The organism is Ralstonia sp. GX3-BWBA (assembly GCF_003290055.1).
GTDB lineage: Bacteria > Pseudomonadota > Gammaproteobacteria > Burkholderiales > Burkholderiaceae > Ralstonia > Ralstonia holmesii.
This window is the reverse complement of the sequence record NZ_QMKS01000019.1, coordinates 265177-284915: the sequence shown is the minus strand read 5'-3', so window position 1 is coordinate 284915 and position 19739 is coordinate 265177. Positions and strand designations below refer to the sequence as shown.

Sequence of the window (19739 nt, the reverse complement as noted above, 5' to 3'; positions counted from 1 at the left end):
TGCACGCATCGGACCAGCAGATCAAAGCGTCCCCTCGGTCGGTACGTGCTCGAGCGTCTGCCAATACCCTCGAAACGTCCTAACTGAGTTTCGAAACGTTAAACCCTCAGCAAACTTCGCCCTGGCCATTACACGGCCGCATCTCCCGGCTGCGCCACCCCTTCACGAGTTGGTGCCGACTTTGCGTGTAACGATCGACGAGAACTTCTGCCGTGACGATATCGTCCAAGCCGATCACACGATATTCGCCATCCGATTCGCACCAGGCCGCAATGAATCGTCTTCCATCGACAAAGCCAAGCATGATCGGCCAGATAATTTGCTCTGGAATCCGAGCGAGTGCATCGCGCAAGTTGATGCGGACCTTGCGCTGCTCCCGGAGCGCGCGCCTGAGCGCACTCAGGTCCACCGGCACGACGAGCCTTTGCGGGTGTCCAACGTATACCGTGTCGTCATCAAAGGCCACCCGCATCTCCTGTGGCAGAACGGCATAGATCTTGGCGAGCGCGTTTTTGATGGCACGGGCGAGGGCGTCATCTGTTTGACGGCTGACCCACTGCGCGCCGATCACTAAGGCCTGTATCTCTTCTTCAGTGAACGACAGTGGCGGCAGAACAAAGCCCGGCCGCAGGAGGTACCCCACCCCGGGTTCGGCGTCGATATCGGCGCCAATACCCTGGAGCGTCGCCACATCGCGGCGGATTGTGCGAAGCGACACGCCCAACTCGCGCGCGAGCGTTTGCCCCGACACCGTGCGTCGGTGCCGGCGTAGCACTTGCATCAGATCAAACAACCGATGGCTTCTCGACACATTCACTCCATGGCCACGAGACCTTTTCCGCCGAGCTTCCGCCCGGCCTCGAGTTCGGTGATCAGTTGAATGGCGCCGCTCAGCGGAACAGTGTTTCCCACCGGGATCTGGAATCGCTGCTCCGCCGCAGCCACAGAGATTCGGTCGAGAATCTCTGCCCGAGGCGAGCCAATCACCGGCTTCAAGCGCCAGTCGACAAGCGCACGCATCAGCTTGGCCGGGCTCGGGTTCAGATCGAGAAACACGCCGCCGCGCCGCACCAGCACAACGCCTTCGGACACGGGCATTGTGGCGGACGTGTCGTACACAACATCAAAACGCTCGCCGATGTCCGACAGCCTCGTGGCCCGATAGTCGTAGACACGGTGCACACCCAACGCCCTGGCGCGGTCCATATCGCGCGCGCTGCAACGGCCCCAGACTTCCGCGCCAAAAAGCCTAGCGATCTGCACTGCCGCCTCGCCCACGGCGCCGGCGCAACCGTTGATGAAAACGCGTTGCCCCGCCTTCAGCTTGGCCTTGTCATTCAGGCCATTCCACGCGGTGACCCCTGGTGTACCAAGACACGCGGCTTGCTCGAAGGAAACGTTGTCCGGTTTCCTTGCAATAAAGCCTTCCTTCGTGACCACTGCCTGCGCCAACGCGCCGCTTTCCTTGAAGCGGGCGAGCCCGAACACTGGGTCGCCTAACCGAAAGCGTGTCACGCCCTGGCCGACAGCCATGACAGTTCCGGAAAAGTCCATCCCCATGCCCCGCGGAAACACGCGGCCCGTCACGATCTTCATCTGCCCATTGCGCAGCTTCCAATCGATGGGGTTGATCGCAGCGAACTTGACACGGACGGCCACCTCCCCTGGCGCTGGAGGGGAAAGCTCGAACGCGCCGATCACCATGCATTCCGGCCCGCCGTATCTGTTGTATTGAATACGTTGCATATGTGTGGCTATCCCAAGCGTTACGCCGTGCAGAGGTCTGGCACGGCGACCTTTTCAAACAGGTGCGGCCGCGCGATCACAGAGGCAGGATGCGCTTGGAGGCGCTCGCGGAATTCGGGATGGTTGAAGGCGTCGCGCCACGCTGCCACGCTGTCGAAAACCGCGTAATTGAAATACGTCGGGTTGGCGCCGAGGGCGCGGTGCAGCTGCGTGGAAATGAAGCCGGGCTGAAGCTTCATGAAACGGGCATCGCTGGTCCACGCAGCCAGAAATGCGTCCTCATCCTCGGGCGCCATCGTGCATAGGTTGACCATAACAATAGGGCCTGCGTCGATTTCCACCTGCCGGGCAACCGGAAAATCAGGATCAAGCGGTTCAAATGTGGGCATGTTCAACTCCTCATCGAGATCATCACGCGAGGCGCCCTTCGACGCTCCCAGCGTGGTGGAGCCCACTCTAACTACCCGTGAGGACAGTTTCTGTCACCATCATTCGCGCATGAGTGCAGCGAGCAAGCGTGCCCTGAACTTACCCATCTCAACGGGTACGGCGCCTCCCCGGTCCTGAGGATGATGCTGGGCCTGCCGTGACACGTTGTTGCTCCTGCCAACCCGGATGCACGATGGGCGCCTGCACACCCATTGCGTGCGGCAGGTTCTCCACTAAGGTGTCGATGGCCAGGCGTACGCGCAGCGGCATGTAATCCGTTGCCGGCCAAATGGCATGAGTGTCCATGGAAGCGGCCGGTCGATCCTCCCACAGCACTGTCAGTGCGCCCGCGTCAATGCGGTGGCACACCAGCCAATGCGGCAGCCACGTGATGCCCATGCCGGCTACCGCCGCGTCGGCGGTGACCTCCAGGTCATCGAACCGCAACCGCGAGGCAAGCCGAACTTCAGTTAGGCGGCCATCGGTATCGGGCAGCAGCCACGGATACGGGTGGCCGGTCCGCCAGTGAATAAGCACATCGTGGGTGGCCAGCGCCTCAATCGTGTCCGGCTGGCCACGCTTCTCGAGGTAGGCGGGCGCCGCGCACAAGACTTTTGGCTGGGTGGCGAGCGGGCGGGCACACAATCCCGTAGCCTCGCCCAGCGCGCCGTTGCGGATGCCCAGATCAAAACCTTCGGCGATCATGTCGACGGGCCTGTCGCTGAAGCTCAGTTCCAGCTCCAGCTTGGGATGCTGACGGGCAAAATCGAGCAGGATCGGCGCAACACAGTAGCGGCCGAACAGCACCGGCATCGTCACGCGCAGACGCCCGGCCACTTCCTGCTTGCCGGAGTCAAGCAATGATTCGGCCGCGCGCAACTCCTCGATCGCGCGCAAGCAACGCTCGTAGTAGATCTGGCCGTCCTCGGTCAGGTTCTGGGTGCGGGTCGTGCGGTGGAAAAGCCGCACGCCAAGGCGCGTCTCCAACCGGGCAATCGCTTTGCCCACCGCCGAGCGTGAAAGTGCAAGCCGTTCGGCAGCACGCGCAAAACCGCCAGCCTCCACCGCTTCCACGAAGACGGCAACGCCGTCCAGCCGGCCGCGCATGTCGGTTTTCATGAACACCCCCCTTCAAAGATTGCATGCGCGCCTTTGGCATACGCGTGCCAACCATAACCGTTCAAAGCGCTCGTTTGGTAGCACTCAGTTCTACAAAGGTGGGAAAAACCGTCGCCACTAGAGCATGCCCTTCCACAGTAGCATCGTCTCACCACCCGAAGCGGGGCACCTGCAGGCGCCTCTCTTCATGTCCTCTTCGTCCTCAACAACATGCCGATGCAGATTTCGATCGTGTATGACAGCGGCTACGGGCACACCGCGCGGCAAGCCAACAGCGTGGCGGATGGTGTGCGCCGTGTCACTGGCGCCGTGGCGCGGTTGATCCCCGTCGCGGAAAGCAATATCCCGTGGGACACGCTCGAAACGAGCGACGCCATCATCTTTGGCGCGCCCACCTACAACGGTGCCCCCAGCGCGCGCTTCAAGCAGTTCTGTGAAGACTCCACCAAGCGAGCCTGGATCGACATGAAGTGGCGCAACAAGGTCGCAGCCGGCTTCACCAACTCGGGGGCGCAGAACGGTGACAAGCTGCACTCGCTGATCTCAATGGCGCTGTTTGCTGCACAGCACGGCATGTTGTGGGTGGGGCTGGACCTGAAGCCTGGCAACGACAGCAGCCGGGGCACGGTGCATGACCTCAACCGCCTGGGAAGTTGGCTCGGCGCGATGGCGCAATCCAATGGCGACCAGGGCCCCGACGATACCCCCATCCAGAGTGACCTCGACACCGCCGCCTACCTCGGGCAGCGCGTGGCCGAGACGCTGCGCCGGCTACAGCCGGCCTGATACCAAACCGCATATCCACAGGAACCTCTTCCCATGAAATTCCTCTGCCTCGACATTCCGCACCCCGGCGCCACCCTGGAGCAATACCAACCGCACATGCAGGACGAAACCCGCCATGCCTGGAAGCTGTACACCGGCGGCATCGTGCGCGACTTCTACTTCCGTCAAGACCGCCCGGGCGTTGCCCTGATTGCCGAGGCCGACTCGGTTGAAGCCGCACGCGCCGCGCTGAACGAATTTCCGCTCGCCAAGGCCGGCCTCATCGGCTGGGACGTGATCCCGCTCGGCCCCTTCACGGGCTGGCAACTGCTCTTCGCACCGGGCAATTCCTGACCTTTCCTTCGGAGCCCCCCATGAACGTTTCAGGCTACGCCGCATCATCGGCCACCAGCGGGCTCGCGCCCTTCGTATTCGAGCGCCGAGCGCCCCGCGCGGATGATGTTGTTATCGACATCCTGTTCTGCGGGGTGTGCCATACCGATCTGCACCTGGCGCGAAACCACGGCGGCTTCACAACGTATCCGATCGTGCCGGGCCACGAGATCATCGGCAGGGTCCAGCAGGTGGGTAGCGAGGTGACTCGCTTCAAGGCCGGAGACATGGTTGGAGTCGGCTGCATGGTCGATTCGTGCCAGCACTGCCAGCCGTGCCTGAAAGGCTGGGAGCAGGACTGCGCAGAGGGCCCCACCTTCACCTACAACGGCATCGACCGGCATGACGGTTCCGTCACCTACGGCGGCTATTCGGATTCGATCGTCGTCCGCGACAAGTTTGTGCTCTCTGTTCCGGATGGACTGGACCCGGCCGGAGCGGCGCCGCTCCTGTGCGCCGGCATCACCACGTGGTCGCCCCTGCATCGCTGGAACGTGGGCGCAGGCAGCAAGGTCGCGGTGATTGGCCTGGGCGGACTGGGTCACATGGCGTTGAAGCTCGCCAAGGCGCTCGGCGCCGATGTTTCGCTGTTCACGCGTTCGCCGGGTAAGGAAGAGGACGCCTTCCGGCTTGGCGCCGATCACGTCGTGCTATCGACCGATCCCGCCCAGATGGCCGCCGTGGCGAACCGGTTCGACGTGATTATCGACACGGTGCCCTACGACCACGACGTCAACCCCTATATGCCGACGCTGGCGCTCGAAGGCGTGCTGGTTCTGGTGGGCTACCTGGGCCCGCTCGGCACACCGGTGAATGCCGGAGGCGTTGTGCGTGGCCGCCGTGCCATTTCCGGCTCCTTCATTGGCGGCGTGCCGGAAACCCAGCAGATGCTCGACTTCTGCGGGCAGCACGGCATCGTCTCCGACGTTGAAGTCATTGCCATCCAACAGATCGACGAAGCGTATGAGCGCCTGGTGAAGAGCGACGTGAAATATCGCTTCGTCATCGACATGGCCTCTCTCAAACATTCAGGAGCCGCTACATGAGCGCGACCATCAAGCCCATTCTGTGCGTTGTCACCAGCCACCCGATTCGCGGCGACAGCGGTGAGCCCACCGGCTTTGCCATGGTGGAGCTGACGCACCCGCTGGCGGTTTTTCGTGAGGCCGGCATTCCCACCGAAATCGCATCGATCCGCGGTGGTCACCCGCCCATCGACTTCTTCGACCTCAGCGATCCAGTCAACGATCGTTTCTGGCATGACGCAACGTTCCGGGAGGCGCTTGCGCATTCCCTCGTGCTTGGCGAGGTCGACCCTTCGCGTTACTCAGCTGTGTTCTTCGCAGGCGGCCATGGCACCATGTGGGACTTTGCCGATAGCGCTGCTGTGCAGCACGCGATTCGCACCATCTACGAGGCCGGCGGCATCGTGTCGGCCGTCTGCCATGGGCCAGCGGCACTGGTCAACGCAACGCTCTCGGACGGCAGCCATCTCGTTGCCGGCAAGAAGGTCGCCGCCTTCACCGACGAGGAAGAGGCCGAGGTTAAGTACACCAACGTCGTTCCCTACCTGCTGGCAACGACACTCAAGCAGCGTGGCGCGCTGCATCAGCCCGCCCCCAACTGGACGGCCAACGTGGTCGTGGACGGCCGCTTGATCACCGGGCAGAACCCCGCATCGGCGCACGGTGTTGGTGAGGCGCTGGTCAAGCAACTGACAGGCACGGCCTGACATGAAAATCATCGCCATCGAAGAGCATGTGTTGCCCGAGGCCGTACGGAAGGCGTGGAGCACGCTTCCCGGTGGCGACGATGGCACGCTCGCCCTGAATGGCGGCCAGGTTGGCGAGCGGCTCGCCGACCTGGCCGAGCAGCGGTTAGCGCTCATGGACGAAACCGGCGTCGACGTGCAAGTGCTCTCGCTCACCACGCCGGGGCTGAACAACCTCGGGCATTACGGCATCGAGCTGGCACGACGCGTGAACGATCTCCTGGCGCAGACTGTTGCAGCCAATCCGTCGCGCTTTCAGGCGCTGGCCGTCTTGCCCTTTGCCGATGGCGAAGACGCCGCGCAAGAGCTGACGCGCAGTGTCGAACAGCTCGGTTGCAAGGGTGCCATCCTCTACGGCCGCGTCGGTGAGAAGAACCTCGACCACGCGATGTTCGAGTCGACGTTCGCCTGCGCAGCAGCACTCGGCGTGCCATTGCTGATCCATCCGCAAATTCCGCAGGCCGGCGTGCGCAACGCTTACTACGCGGGCCTGGGTGCGCCGATGGATCTCGCGTTGTCGACCTTCGGCATCGGATGGCACTACGAAGCCGGCATGCAGTTTGTGCGCATGGTCATGTCGGGTGTGTTTGACCGGCATCCGCGTCTGCAGGTGATCCTCGGCCATTGGGGCGAACTCGTGATGTTCTATCTGGAGCGCCTGACCATGCTCGATCGGGTATCGACCGTGCAGCGCCCGTTTGCCGAATACGTGCGGGACCACCTGTATCTGACCGCCAGCGGTATGTTCAGCGCGGCGTACCTGCGCCAGGCGATCGAACTGGTGGGGCCCGACCGGATTCTGTTTTCGACCGATTTCCCATACCAGTACCGCCCCGGTGCGGATGCTCGGCGCTTTGTCGAAACGCTGCCGCTTGGCGACGAAGACAAGCGGAAATTCGCGCATGCCAATTGGGACAGACTCACACAACGGGGCCGGCCTTGTGGCTGCGCATCGCTTTGATCTGGCTGGGGTGCTCTGCCATGCAGATCGCCGCCGCACAGACACCCCACCCACAATCGGGAGACGCCGCCATGCAAAACCCAGGTCTGTGGACCGCGACTGACCACCCCCAAAGCGCCGGCGGGCCGTACGTGCGCATTGCGCAGCTCGAAGTCGATCCCCAGCGTTTGGCGGATTTCAAAACCGTGCTTAAGCAGAGCGTGTCCACCTCCGTACGCCTGGAACCCGGCGTCTATGCCCTGTACGCAGTCGCGATAAAGACGCAGCCGAACCGGTTTCTCGTCTTCGAGATGTATAAGGACGAAGCGACCTACGCGGCCCACCGCGAGACACCCCATTTCCGCAGCTTCTTTGAAGCCACACAGACCATGGTGACCTCTCGCACATTCCTGGATGTCGACCCTGTTGTGCTGGGCGCGAAGGCCTACTGGCAGCCACCTGGCGAGTGACGGCGTGGCGCATACCAGCATCCTGACATTGGCACTGGCGCTCGGCGTGAAGAGCATGGGCGCTGATGCAGCAACGCTCCCTCATCCCCCCGACGATCCCCTCATCCCCATGACGACCGAAACCAACGAAACTGCCCTGCAGCCTCGACAACAGGCCATCGTCCCGATCGCGGCTCACGCCGCCATTGGCGATATGCCCGGCCTGAATGCCGCCTTGATCCGTGGGCTAGATGCTGGGCTAACCGTGAGCGACTGCAAGGAAATTTTGGTACAGATGTACGCCTACGCTGGGTTCCCGCGGAGCCTCAATGCGCTCTCCGAGCTCATGCATGTGCTACAGGCTCGCAAGGACCAGGGCATCGAAGATGCGCTCGGCCGTGACGCTGGCCCGGTCCCCCAGGGCGCGGCGCTTCTGGCCGCTGGAACCGCCAACCAGACCAAGCTCGCAGGCGCGCCGGTCAAAGGTGCTTTGTTCGACTTTGCCCCGGCCATCGACCAGTATTTGAAAACCCATCTGTTCGGGGACATCTTTGCCCGCGACAACCTCGACTGGAAAGACCGTGAGATCGCCACGGTCGCCGCACTGGCAGCCATGTCAGACGTGGAGCCCCAGTTGCAGGCTCACATGCGCCTGAGCATGAATGTAGGCGTCTCCGCCCAGCAGTTGCGGCACGTAGCACAGGTCCTCGCGGACACGGTCAGCACCGATGCCAGCCAACGCGCCCAAGCCGCGCTGCAGGTGCATTTACAGCAGTAAGGTCGTTATTGAAGCGCCGGGCAATCGCCAACCAACACGGAGAACCGACGGTGAGATCCCTAGCCATTCCGGTAGGCATGCGTACGCTAGGTGCGTTGGCCATTCTGCTTGCCGCACCATTGCACGGCCAAACGCGGACGGAGAAGCCAGACTTGCCTCGCGCCTACTACATTGCAGAATTTGAGCCGACTGTACCAGGGGCCATCAAGCCGTATAGCGAGCGTGTGGAGTCCACGCTGAAGCCGTTCGGTGGACGTTTTATTGCCCGCGGGGGCGCATTGGAGGCGTTGGAGGGGTCCGCGCCCAAAAGCGTGGTCGTCATCATCGAGTTCGACAGCCTGGAGCGCGCTCAGGCGTGGTATCGATCGCCTGCCTATGAGGCACTTAAGCCGATTCGCCAGCGTGCGGGGAATTCGCGCGTCTACATCACTGAAGGCGTTCCCGCAGTCAACGGCTGATATGCGCTCATCGACGGGCCGAATCGCCTGTTGCCCTCACACGATGAACGGCACCGGTGCGACCATCATGCAAAAGCTGTATCCGATTTCACGGCAAGCGCTGCCCCTCTCAAACGTCTCCTGAACCAGATTCAGCTGTCGTTGATCTGATGCCGAACTACATTCCGCCATCCCCGTCTATCGGGATGGTTACATCGCTGCCGACCGTCAATACGTTGTTGGCGCGGACGGTGTCAGTGTCAAGAATTCGAACCCGTCTCGGTGATCGCGGCTAGCACCAACTGGCGTTAGAAAAATCGTCAATCACCGCGTTGGCGATACCTATCAAGCCTTACTGCTCCCCTTCACGTGCGCTGACCGATGGCGATAGCGCTCTCTCCGCTCGCCGGCGCTTAAGCACCTGTCGTGACTGTGTTGCTCGACGTCATACCGCTCCCGAGTGGATGCCCTGGGCGATGTTCGAGCTAACTTCTGACTCGCGGTAAAAAACAACGGATCAAAGAATCATAACCAACCAACTTGGGTTGACGATCTAGCTGAATACAGCCCGCTCATCCCCCGGCCGAAGTGCCCTCTCGGTGTCCGCTACTTCCGCTGCACGTTCACACAACATCCCCGCGTTGCACGCTTACTCTCCCACGCAGGTGACTTTCAACGTTGGTATTACAAGCGCGAACGTAGAGTTCGATGTACGCGAAGCGTTTTTGGCTGATTTTTTGGTGCCCGCCAGGCGCGAAGAATCGATCCTGCTCGCATAAATCGACACCGATCACTGATCTGACGAGGTCAATGCTGTATCTGAGTGACGAGCGTCCGCCCTATGTCTCATCTATGTTTTGCCATTCAGACTGCTCCTAACGGAACAGACCAGCGGGAGACATATCTCGTGAATGCGCTCAGAACATCCCAACCCAAGCAATGGCTTAGCAAGGTTCCTGATGTCACCTTCTCGTTCTGGGTGATCAAGATCCTATCCACTACCGTCGGAGAAACTACGGCCGACTTCCTCGCGGTTAACGCCGGGCTGGGTCAAGGTGTAACCCGTTTGATTATGGGGATGCTGCTGGCTGTGGCTCTGATAGTGCAGTTGCGCACGAAGCGCTATACCCCGTGGGTTTATTGGTTATCCGTTGTTCTGGTGAGCGTGGTCGGCACCCAGATCACGGATCTGCTGACCGACGGCCTAGGTGTCAGCCTTTATTTCAGCACCGCGTTCTTCGCCATCTTACTTGTCGGCATATTTGGCGCCTGGTATCGGATAGAGCGCACGCTGTCTATACAGGACATTGTCACGCGCAGGAGGGAGCTCTTGTATTGGGGCGCCGTCCTTTGCACCTTTGCACTCGGCACCGCCGCCGGCGATTTGGCAACCGAAGCCTTGGGGCTCGGCTTCGCCTGGGGCTCCGTATCCTTCGGCGCATTGATTGCCACTACCTATGTGGCATGGCGTCTTGGCGGGAACGTTGTACTCATTTTCTGGATTGCCTACATCCTGACTCGCCCCTTCGGAGCAGCGCTCGGCGACCTGCTGACACAGGCACGAATCTACGGTGGCCTCGGTATGGGAGCGCCCTGGACCAGCGCCCTCTTTCTGACGGTAATCGCAGTGCTGGTGGCCGCCGCCCAGCTCAACGTAACCCGCGTCAGAAACGCTCAAGCTACCGAATAACCCGCCCTGCCACTTTCAAGGAAAAGCTCATGCGCCATGCTAATTGTCCAATTCCCCGCTCCGCCGCTGCTGCGGCTACTGTGATTTTCCTGGTCCTTGGCACAGGGTGCTCGAAGTCGACCGACGCGAACGCAACGGGTGCAGGAACACCCTCCGCAATTCACACAGCGTCAAAACTGGGGGACTTGACCTCGTTCCGAATCATCGCCGCCGACGTCGCCAACTTCGTGGATGAGGGAAACTTGGCGGCCGCCAAGACCCGCGTCAAAGATCTCGAAGTCGCCTGGGACGCGGCTGAAGCCGGCTTGAAACCCAGGGCTCCAGACGATTGGCACCTCATGGATAACGCGATCGACCGTGCATTGACGGCACTGCGGGCTGATCCGCAAGATTCCACCGAATGCAACGCAGCCATGGCGGCATTGCTCAAGACCTTCAATTCGCTCGGTTGAGCCTCGATGAAGGGCCCCGTGCAGGGCCCTGGTCGATGAGCGAAGCGGTGTCCGGCGACCGTCGCCGCGGCAGCGATCGGTCACTCAACGCGGCTGGCGTGACGCGATCATCCGCGCCGGTAAGACGCCACGATCCACCCTCGAAAAATCGACACGCTCGGCAACGTTCAAGTGCCCCAGCAGGGCATCGTGTAGTCGATCCCACACGCCAGTCTGTTGCCACTCGCGCAACCGACGCCAGCAACTTACACCCGACCCGCACCCCATCTCGGCCGGCAGTTGGTTCCACCGTATACCGGTCTTCAGCACGAACAGGATGCCTGTCAGCACAATGCGGTCAGGCAGCGGTTTGCGCCCCGGATAGCGAAAGCGCCGCGGCTTTGCAGGTGGCAAAAGCGATTCGATCGACGCCCATAGCTGGTCGTCGATCAGCGTTTGGTCCATCCCTCTACCTGCCTGTCAGGCAAGTGTTGAACGGAGGACCGACGTCAAACACCCTATCGGACGATCTGAACGCCCACATAGACCAGGACTTGTCGCCGTTCATCGGAAGACGTTCCGAACTCGCGCCCGACTGCGCCGAGCAGTGTGTAGGTGTCGTTGATCTTCCAATGCATGCCAAGGTTCAACAACGTGAGGTGTGTGCCGGGCGCCTGAGTCTGGCGCACCTCGGCAATGCACTCGCGCCCTTCACCGCAAGCATGACCGGCTACGATGCCGGCAATCCACTGGCTGTCTCCACCACCGGAAACGAAGTTGCGGCCCACCTCTGTAGAGACCCCAAAGCCGCCGATATCGGCCGCAAGTTCAAGCGGTAGAAAGAACTCGTGCCCGCCACCGGTAACGCCGCGACGGATGGAACCGTCCAGCATGCTGCGGGTGTACTGAGGGTAGGTCGACATCGAGAAACCCGCCTGCTCCTGATCGATAAAGCGCCATTTCACGCCGAAGTTGCCGCTGCCCAACCCTGACTTCCAGCGCTGGCCATCATCGCGGGCAAACACCCACGGCACGTCGGCCTTGAGCTGGATGTGGTCGCCCCAACCGTAGTTGATGTCGGCGTCCGGCGCCGCCACCTCGAGGCGCCCATGTGTACGAGTTGCAATCGCGCCAAGGTTTATTTCCCAATGGCCGTCGCCTGGTGTTTCCGGATCGTCGGTCACCATGGGCGGTCCGCCCTGAGCCAACACCGGTCCTGCAATTGTGGCAGCCGCGATCAGCGCCAACCAGCGCGCGGTGCGGCGCAGGCGCGCCCTCGCGCTGCCCGGAAATGGCTTGTGCATAAACGTCTCTTCTTTGGTTGAAAGAAATGGGTGCATATCCGCTCAGGATTGGGGAGCAATCGCGGACATCGGCGTCGGTCGCGCGCGCGACTCGCCAAGCGAGTCGAACCAGAGGTACAGCACCGGGGTGATGAACAGCGTGATCAGTTGCGAGAGCAGCAGGCCACCCACGATCGAGACGCCGAGTGGCTGGCGCAACTCAGCCCCGGCACCGATGCCAAGGGCGATGGGCAGCACGCCCATCAACGCGCACAGCGTCGTCATCATGATCGGACGGAAGCGCAGCTGGCAGGCCTTGCGGATGGCGTCTTCCGCGTCTAGGCCCTCATCGCGGCGGACCCCGATCGCATAGTCGATCATCATGATGGCGTTCTTCTTCACGATGCCGATCAACAGCAGGATGCCGACCATGGCGATGAAGCTGACCTCCATCCCCGCGAATCGCAGCGCAAGCAGCGCGCCGAGCGCAGCAGAGGGAATCCCGAGAAGGATCGTCACCGGATAAATCCAGCTCTCGTACAGCATGCCGAGGATCACGTAGATGACGGCAACGGCAATCACGATCAGCCAAAGCTGCGTCGTCTGCGATTGCTGGAACAGTGCTGCCTGCCCACCAAACGCACCGAAGACGGTGGCCGGCATCTTCAACGCCTGCTGTGCGGAAGCGATTGCGACAGCAGCGTCGGACAATGACTTGCCGGCGGCCAGCTCGAATGACAGCGTTACAGCCGGCAACTGCGCCTGGTGATTCACGGCAATCACGCCCTTGCCACGCGTGACGGTGGCGAACGCGCTCAGTGGCACGGTCTTGCCGGTTGCGCTGCGCACCTCGATCGCCAGCAGGTCGTTCTCGTCCCGCCGCTTCGCGTCGACGACTTCCAGGATCACCTGGTAGCTGTCTTCGGGAGCATAGATGGTCGAGACCTGGCGGCTGCCGAAAGCGCCATACAGCGTGTTGCGCAGTGTCGCCATGTCGATGCCAAGCTGCGCCGCCTTTTCCCGATCGACTTGCAACTGCGCTTCGAGACCGTTCTTCTGGTAGTCACTGTTCACGCCAACCAGCACATTGGAGTGCCGTAGTGCTTCCACCAGCTTGCCGGCCCAGACGTCAAGCTCATTCGCACCGACCGACTGCAGCGTGTACTCATACGTGCTCTTGGAGGTGCGCCCGCCAACGCGCAGGTTCTGCACCGGGCTGAAGTACACACGGATACTGGGCAGGAACGATGTGGACTGACGCAGCTGCGCAAGCACTTCGTCTAGCGATGGCCGCTGGTTGCGATCCTTCAAGTCGATCACGAGCTGCGTCGTGTCGTGATCCACCTTGGTCGTTACGCCGGCCACATTGGCGTCGCTGAGGATGACCTTTTCGATCTGCCGCATCACTGCAAGCCGGCCGGCAAACGACATGTCCTGCGGGGCGTCGATGTTTGCGATCAACTGCCCGATGTCTTCGCGGGGGAAGAAACCCTTTGGCGCGCTCACGTAAAGCCAGGCTGTCACCGCAACGGTTGCCACGCCGATGGCAAGCACGACGGTGCGGTGCCGCAATGCGACGTCGAGCACACGCGCATACCCCGCGGCGCAACGATCGAACCCGATTTCGAAGGGGCGGCTCCAGCGCCCGCTTTCACTATGCGTGCCCGGCATACGCATCACCAGCGGCACCAGCAAGGGGATCAACGTCAACGCCACCGCTGCCGACACCAGGATCGCCAGCGACACGACAATCGCGAACTCGTGAAACAGCCGCCCGATCGTGCCGGGCATGAAGAAGATCGGAATGAAGACCGCCACCAGCGAGATCGAGATCGACATCACCGTGAAGCCCACTTCCTTCACGCCGGCCGCCGCGGCTTCGCGTGGCGTCATGCCCTCTTCGATCTGGCGGATGATCGCTTCGAGCACGACGATCGCATCGTCGACGACAAGGCCCACCGCAATCGTCAGCCCCATCAGCGAAATGCTGTCCAGGCTCAGGCCGCACGCTGCCATCAGCCCGAAGGTGCCGAACAAGGACAGCGGCACGCTCACCGCAGGCACCAGCGTGATCGCGACCCGCCGCAGGAAGAGCAGCATCACCATCACGACCAGCGCGATCGTCAACAGCATCGTGAGGTTGACGTCGTGGATGGCCTCGCGGATCGACGCCGAGCGGTCGCCACGCGTCTCGATCGAGACAGATGCCGGCAGCGCGGCCTTGAGCTTCGGCAGAAGAACACGCACAGCATCGACCACCGCCACCGTGTTGGCATCCGGTTGACGCTGCACCGACAACAGGATCGACGGCTTGCCGTCAAGCGTGCTGACGTTCTGCACGTTCTCGATGCTGTCACGCACGTCAGCCACATCGCTCAAGCGCAGGACACGACCCTGGCGATTCGCTACCACGATCTGGGCGAAATCAGCCGCGTGCCGCAGGTTACCGCTGATCTGCACCGTCAGCATCTGGCGCTGGTTGTCGAGCTGGCCGATGGGCGCGTTGGAGTTCGCGTTCTTCAGCGCGGCGGCCAGTTCCGCCAGCGTCAGGTCCAGTGCGGACAGCCGCGCGGGGTCGGCCTGAATGCGCACGGCATAGCGCTTTTGCCCCGTGACCTGCACTTGCGCGACGCCCTTGATCGCTGACAGCGCCGGCACCACGACGTTGTCGCTATAGGCGTTGAGGTCTGACAAGGACAGCGCCGGTGAACTCAGGCCGACAAGCAGGATTGGCATGTCGGCAGGATTCACCTTCTTGTACGAAGGCGGTGCTGGCAGCTCGCTCGGCAGGGAGCGCGTGGCGCGGAACAGCGCGGCCTGCACATCGGCGGCAGCAGAGTCGATGTCGCGGCTGGCGTCGAACTCCAGCTGGATCTTGGTTTCGCCCTGGATGCTCGACGACGTGGTCATCACAAGCCCGGGGATCGCCGAGAACTGCTTCTCCAGTGGCGTCGCAATCGAGGCGGCCATGTTCTGCGGGCTCGCACCGGGCAGCTTGGCGCTGACTTCCAGCGTGGGCGTGTCGTACTGCGGCAGGGCCGAGATCGGTAGCTGCATCCAACAGACCACGCCCGCGACGAGCACGCTGATCCAGAACAGCATGGTAGCGATGGGACGCTGCAGGCAAGCCTCGGATAGCCGCATCACGCGTCCTTGCCTGTACGTGCCGCAATGCGCACTGCGGCGCCAGGCTTGAGGCCAGCATGCCCCTCGGCAACGACGCGCTCACCGCCGTTGAGGCCGTCGACCACCGCCATCTGCTCCTGCAGGCGGAGCAACTCCACTGGCCGCACCTGCGCCTTGTTGTCCTGATCGAGCACATAGACGAAGCGGCCCTGCGGCCCTTCGAGCAGGGCTTGCGGCGGCAGCACAATCGCGCCACGGCTGACTCCCGCGTCGATGACAAGCTCCACGTAAGCACCTGGCCAGAGCGAGCGCGCGCCATTCGGAAACGACGCCTTGAGCGTGATCGTGCCGCTGTCGGTATTGACGGTGTTGTTGACGAAGACGAGCGAGCCGGGCAGTCGGTTGCCGTCCGGCGTCTGCAATTCGATGCGGACGGTACCGGCGGCGCGCGCGTCCAGCAACCGCGCCAGTTGCGATTCCGGTAGCGAGAACTCCACGCCGATTGGGTCGATCTGCACCACCGTGACCAGCGGCACCGCAGCCGTCGTCTGCGCGAGGCTCCCGGGGTGCACCGCAAGCGCGCCGGTCAGCCCGGCCATGGGGGCCGCAATGCGCGTGCGCTCCACCTGCAGCCTGGAGCTTGCGACTTCCGCCTGGACGGCCTTGTGCTGCGCCTTCAAAGACTCGAGCTTGCTGGTGCTGGTGTCGACCGCGCTGGTCGAGTAATAGCGCAGCTTGGCTAGTTGCTTGATGCGAGCGAGGTCGCGTTCCGCCTCGTCAACCTGCGCCTCGATCTGCGCCGCGCTGGCCTGGGTGCGCTCCAGCTGCGCGATCACATCGCTCGAGTCGATCGTGAACAGCAGTTGCCCCGCCTTGACTTCATCGCCCTCCCGAAAGTGGATGCCGCGCACCGTTCCGCCCACCTGGGGACGCACGTCGACCTGATTGAGCGGTACCACGTGCCCGTGCGCGGACAGCTTGACGGGCAAGTCGCGCGCCTCGGCCCGTACCACGCTGACCAATGGCAACGGCTTGGCGGATGTTTTTGCCGCATCGGATTTCTTGCCGAAGAGCGTGACCTGCATCAACACGATCACCAGCCCTATGGCTCCCAGAGCGAACGCGCCACGCAACATCCAGGGCTTGTTTAGCGTCATGGTTCGCTTCTCATTGGGCTGGATTGAGCGCCGCATTGACCTGCGCCAGCACCGCGTCGTCCAACGCGCCGGCTGAGGCGGCCAGTTGCAGGCGCGCAAACAGGTAGTCGGAACGGGCGGACGTGAGGTTGTAGAGCGTCTGGTAGTAGTTCTGCTCGGCGTTGAGCACGTCGATGATGGTTCGCACGCCCACCTCTTGGCCCACCTTGCTCGATCGCACCGATGATTCGCCAGAGACCCGGGCGCGGTCCAGCGCCCGAATGCGCTGAGCACCATCCCGAAGGCTGGCAAAGAACTGGCGCGTGGCACGTTGCGCTTCGCGCAGGCCCGCTTCCAGCGCGTAGCGTTGCTGATCCTTGAACGCCATCGATTGGCGTAACAAGGACTGCCTGGTTCCGCCATCGACGAGCGGAATCGTCAGGCGCAGACCGATACTTCCGGCCGTGAGGGCATCACGGCCACCGGACGTCGAAATGCTGCCCGCCTCGTATTGCCGTCCCACACTGGCCACCGCAGCGATAACCGGCGCACCGCGCCAGGTGTACTGGTCGCTGGACAGCTCGGCGATCTCCACGCCCAGCTCAAGCTGGCGAACATTGGGATTGCCGCGCCGTGTCTGGTCAAGCCAGAGATCCAGCGTGCCCGGCGGCAACGCAGTCGCCGAGAAGCCCGGTGAGATCGGCACAAGGTGCTGCGAATCCACCCCGGTCAGCACGGCAAACGCATCCGACTTGTTGGTGAGATCGTTCGCATTGGCAATCTGCGCGGCCATGACACTGTCGTGCCGTGCCTGGGCGTCATCGGTATCGCTCGCCGTGCTCAAGCCCAGCACGTACGACTGCTTGGCCAGCGCGAGTTGTTCTCCGATGGCTTGCGCCTGGGTATCGGCAAGCGCAACGCTCTCACGGGCGACCAGCACGTCGAAGTAGCTGCGCGCGACCCGGAGCATCAAATCTTGCTCGATCTGCCGATACTGAATCCGCGCTTGTTCGGCTTCGCGATACAGGCGTTCTCGCGCGAAGTTCGCGCTCGCGTCGTACAACGGCTTGCTCCAGACAACACTCGTACCGTAGCTGCGGCCGCTCGTATAGGACGCCGGATGCGAGGCGGTTTGCACGCCCGGCCGATAGTCCTGACCCGCCTGCCCCGTGTTGGCCGCAAGGTCAACATGCGAGGCCATCAGCGCGTCGCCCTGCGTGACCTTTTCTTCGGCGGCACGCAGCGCGGCCTGCGACGCCATCAGCGCGGCATCGTTCGCGCGCGCGGCCTGCCAGGATTCGACCAAGTCGATGGCGTGCGCCGGGACGGCTGCGACGCCCAGAGACAGGAGGACGATCTGTGCCAACAAGCGGGGACGACGTCGCAGCATTGCGCAGGCTCGATTACAGGCAAGACAGGCGTGCTGTAGGCGCAGTGCGGCAGACCGGCGTGGTCACGCTGCAATGCGCCCGGCACGACCGACGCTACTTCGCGTCGCGGGGCATCACTTCGTACCGCAGCAAACCGGCCTTGGTCTGCGCGGAGCCGCCAACGGCCACGTACAGCCGATGCAGTTCGGGCACCAGGAATGCTGTCTTCGCGCCCTTTTCCGAAGGCACGCGCGCGATCTCTTCATAGTGATCAGCATCGTGCTGCTGGAACACGGCAACGTAGTCGTCACCGGCGGCGTAGATGCGCCGGTTCTTTGCGTCGAACATCATGCCGTTGGTGCGGCCCGGCGCATCGAAACTCGCCACAGACTGCCCCGTTTCAGTGTTGATCACCACGAGCTTGAACGGCTTGCGCGTGATGACAAACAACCGCTTGTTCTTCTCGTCAAGGTCGATCTGCGAGTTGTCTTTCCCTTCCTTGATCTGCCAGGCTTCCAGCGGCTGGCCGGTCTTCTTGTCGAGCACAGCAACTTCACCCTTGCCGGCCACGTTGACGAACACACGCGACCCCGCCTGCTCCGCCACGATGCCTTCTGTGAAGTCAGTGTCGAATGCGGTTTCGCCCAGGGTCTTGCCCGAGTCGACGTCCACCTGCGTCACCAGCGTCTTGGTCATCTTGGTTGGTGCGTTCTTTCCGCCGGTGACAAACCACAGGCGGCGCGACGAGGCGTCATAGCTCATGACGTCTGCACCCGGTGTCAGCTTGATCGTGCCGGTCACCGCGTAGCTCTTGCCATCCAGCACCTTGCTCAGGGTCGCGCCGCTGTTGCTGACAAACAGCCGGTTGGTCTTCGGTTCGTAGTGGATGGCATGCGGCGTCTCCATGCCCTTGACAGTCTTCAGATGTGCGCCGCTGCGCAGGTCGAAGACCTCCAATGTTCCGCCGTCTTCGCCGGCCAGAAACAGCCGATTGCCCTTGACGTCGGCACCGAAGTGGTCGAAATCACCGTCGTACCCGGGAAGATCGGTGCGACTGAGCAGGCGCAGCGGCTCTCCCGCCACGGCAACGTTGGACAGCAACGTCGATGCTGCGAGCGCCAGGACAGTGGCGACCGTGCGAATGTTCGCTTTCATAGGGGTCTTCTACCTTCGCAAGTGCGGTGCGCCGCTTTATTTAGCCTGCTCGAACAGGGCGTCGTAGCTCGGGATCTTCTTGGCCAGCGCATCCCGCAGCGCGTTCGACTTCTTCAGGAAGGCCATTTCCTGGCTGCTGGTGTTCGGGTTCGCCGGCGGGTTCTTGAAGGCGTAAACGACCAGACCAATGTTGCTGCCCTTGGCATCGCGCATGGGCATGAGCACGACGAACTTCTTCGGGTTGTCTTGGGTGCGGTGCCAGCGCGGGTCTACGATGGTGATGCCTTTCTTGGAGACGTCGATGTCATCCGGATCATCAGCGTTGCCGATACGGTCAGGGTAGGAACCCGCGAACATCGTGTAGACATCGGCCTGGCCCGGCGGTACGCCGTGCAGCGTGATGCTCAGCAGCTCCGGGTGCTTCGACATCGTCTCGTCAGACAGCTGCTGGCCGTAGATCTTGTGGGACGGTGGCGTCCAGTTCTTGTCCGCCCAGGAAGGCAGGCTGCTCAAAGCGGCCGCGCCGGTAAGTGCTGTTGCCAGCGCCAACTTGAAGAACTTGCTCATGGGTGTCTCCGTTCTTGAGATGTCATTGATCGCATCCGATCTGTGGAAGCGTGGGGCGAGTCTAGGGGGGGACTCTGTACGCTTCCTGTAGTGATCCTTAAAATTCATTCAGCAAGCCCGGTGCGGGATCGAATAGCATCCTCAAGACAACGCG

At 62.3% G+C, this 19739-nt stretch carries 20 protein-coding genes and 1 pseudogene; 10 read left to right on the top strand and 11 right to left on the bottom strand.

The window, feature by feature from the left end:
- Positions 1-106: 106 nt before the first annotated feature.
- The 4 genes from DOD19_RS18545 to DOD19_RS18530 all read right to left on the bottom strand — a co-directional run bounded on the left by DOD19_RS18545 (position 107) and on the right by DOD19_RS18530 (position 3294).
- Positions 107-793, bottom strand: coding sequence for a YafY family protein (locus DOD19_RS18545; protein ID WP_275426888.1), 687 nt, complete (start codon positions 791-793; stop codon positions 107-109).
- A 20-nt stretch (positions 794-813) separates the two neighbouring features.
- On the bottom strand, positions 814-1746 hold the full coding sequence (locus DOD19_RS18540) for an NAD(P)-dependent alcohol dehydrogenase (protein WP_112187128.1): 933 nt from the start codon (positions 1744-1746) through the stop codon (positions 814-816).
- A gap of 20 nt (positions 1747-1766) precedes the next feature.
- The gene (locus tag DOD19_RS18535) at positions 1767-2135 is read right to left on the bottom strand and encodes an antibiotic biosynthesis monooxygenase family protein (RefSeq protein ID WP_112187125.1); all 369 of its coding nucleotides are present in this window, start codon (positions 2133-2135) and stop codon (positions 1767-1769) included.
- 148 nt (positions 2136-2283) lie between these two features.
- The gene (locus DOD19_RS18530) at positions 2284-3294 is read right to left on the bottom strand and encodes a LysR family transcriptional regulator (RefSeq protein ID WP_112187122.1); all 1011 of its coding nucleotides are present in this window, start codon (positions 3292-3294) and stop codon (positions 2284-2286) included.
- 216 nt (positions 3295-3510) lie between these two features.
- On the opposite strand from DOD19_RS18530, the gene DOD19_RS18525 reads away from it, so the two are divergent.
- From DOD19_RS18525 to DOD19_RS18480, 10 genes are all read left to right on the top strand, one after another.
- Positions 3511-4080 carry a flavodoxin family protein gene (locus tag DOD19_RS18525; protein WP_112187246.1) on the top strand — a complete coding sequence of 190 codons (570 nt, stop codon included), beginning with the start codon at positions 3511-3513 and terminating at the stop codon, positions 4078-4080.
- Positions 4081-4113: 33 nt separating this feature from the next.
- A complete protein-coding gene (locus DOD19_RS18520) occupies positions 4114-4413 on the top strand; it encodes a superoxide dismutase (RefSeq protein ID WP_112187120.1) in 300 nt (99 codons plus the stop codon).
- Between the two features lie 20 nt (positions 4414-4433).
- Positions 4434-5498, top strand: a complete 1065-nt coding sequence (locus tag DOD19_RS18515; RefSeq protein ID WP_112187118.1) for an NAD(P)-dependent alcohol dehydrogenase — start codon at positions 4434-4436, stop codon at positions 5496-5498.
- On the top strand, positions 5495-6184 hold the full coding sequence (locus DOD19_RS18510) for a type 1 glutamine amidotransferase domain-containing protein (protein ID WP_112187116.1): 690 nt from the start codon (positions 5495-5497) through the stop codon (positions 6182-6184). Before DOD19_RS18515 ends, DOD19_RS18510 begins: the two co-directional genes overlap by 4 nt.
- A 1-nt stretch (position 6185) precedes the next feature.
- Positions 6186-7184, top strand: a complete 999-nt coding sequence (locus DOD19_RS18505) for an amidohydrolase family protein (RefSeq protein WP_112187114.1) — start codon at positions 6186-6188, stop codon at positions 7182-7184.
- A 20-nt stretch (positions 7185-7204) separates the two neighbouring features.
- On the top strand, positions 7205-7633 hold the full coding sequence (locus DOD19_RS18500) for a putative quinol monooxygenase (protein ID WP_239498037.1): 429 nt from the start codon (positions 7205-7207) through the stop codon (positions 7631-7633).
- Between the two features lie 109 nt (positions 7634-7742).
- A complete protein-coding gene (locus DOD19_RS18495) occupies positions 7743-8390 on the top strand; it encodes a carboxymuconolactone decarboxylase family protein (RefSeq protein ID WP_112187244.1) in 648 nt (215 codons plus the stop codon).
- A gap of 152 nt (positions 8391-8542) precedes the next feature.
- The gene (locus DOD19_RS18490) at positions 8543-8848 is read left to right on the top strand and encodes a DUF1330 domain-containing protein (RefSeq protein ID WP_239498036.1); all 306 of its coding nucleotides are present in this window, start codon (positions 8543-8545) and stop codon (positions 8846-8848) included.
- Positions 8849-9734: 886 nt separating this feature from the next.
- Positions 9735-10517 carry a hypothetical protein gene (locus DOD19_RS18485; RefSeq protein ID WP_239498035.1) on the top strand — a complete coding sequence of 261 codons (783 nt, stop codon included), beginning with the start codon at positions 9735-9737 and terminating at the stop codon, positions 10515-10517.
- 29 nt (positions 10518-10546) lie between these two features.
- On the top strand, positions 10547-10969 hold the full coding sequence (locus DOD19_RS18480) for a hypothetical protein (RefSeq protein ID WP_112187107.1): 423 nt from the start codon (positions 10547-10549) through the stop codon (positions 10967-10969).
- 138 nt (positions 10970-11107) lie between these two features.
- Here the strand turns inward: DOD19_RS18480 and DOD19_RS18475 are convergent.
- The 7 genes and pseudogenes from DOD19_RS18475 to DOD19_RS18445 all read right to left on the bottom strand — a co-directional run.
- A pseudogene (locus tag DOD19_RS18475) lies at positions 11108-11413 on the bottom strand (transposase); the annotation flags it as partial.
- Between the two features lie 53 nt (positions 11414-11466).
- Positions 11467-12288, bottom strand: a complete 822-nt coding sequence (locus tag DOD19_RS18470) for a hypothetical protein (protein WP_112187103.1) — start codon at positions 12286-12288, stop codon at positions 11467-11469.
- Between the two features lie 6 nt (positions 12289-12294).
- On the bottom strand, positions 12295-15375 hold the full coding sequence (locus tag DOD19_RS18465) for an efflux RND transporter permease subunit (protein WP_112187101.1): 3081 nt from the start codon (positions 15373-15375) through the stop codon (positions 12295-12297).
- Positions 15375-16514, bottom strand: a complete 1140-nt coding sequence (locus tag DOD19_RS18460) for an efflux RND transporter periplasmic adaptor subunit (protein ID WP_162634389.1) — start codon at positions 16512-16514, stop codon at positions 15375-15377. The genes DOD19_RS18465 and DOD19_RS18460 overlap by 1 nt, the downstream gene beginning before the upstream one ends.
- Before the next feature lie 10 nt (positions 16515-16524).
- Positions 16525-17883, bottom strand: coding sequence for a TolC family protein (locus DOD19_RS18455; protein ID WP_112187097.1), 1359 nt, complete (start codon positions 17881-17883; stop codon positions 16525-16527).
- A gap of 94 nt (positions 17884-17977) precedes the next feature.
- Complete coding sequence (locus tag DOD19_RS18450) at positions 17978-19018, bottom strand: hypothetical protein (protein ID WP_112187095.1); 1041 nt, start codon at positions 19016-19018, stop codon at positions 17978-17980.
- Positions 19019-19054: 36 nt separating this feature from the next.
- On the bottom strand, positions 19055-19585 hold the full coding sequence (locus tag DOD19_RS18445; RefSeq protein WP_112187093.1) for a hypothetical protein: 531 nt from the start codon (positions 19583-19585) through the stop codon (positions 19055-19057).
- Between the last annotated feature and the right edge of the window lie 154 nt (positions 19586-19739).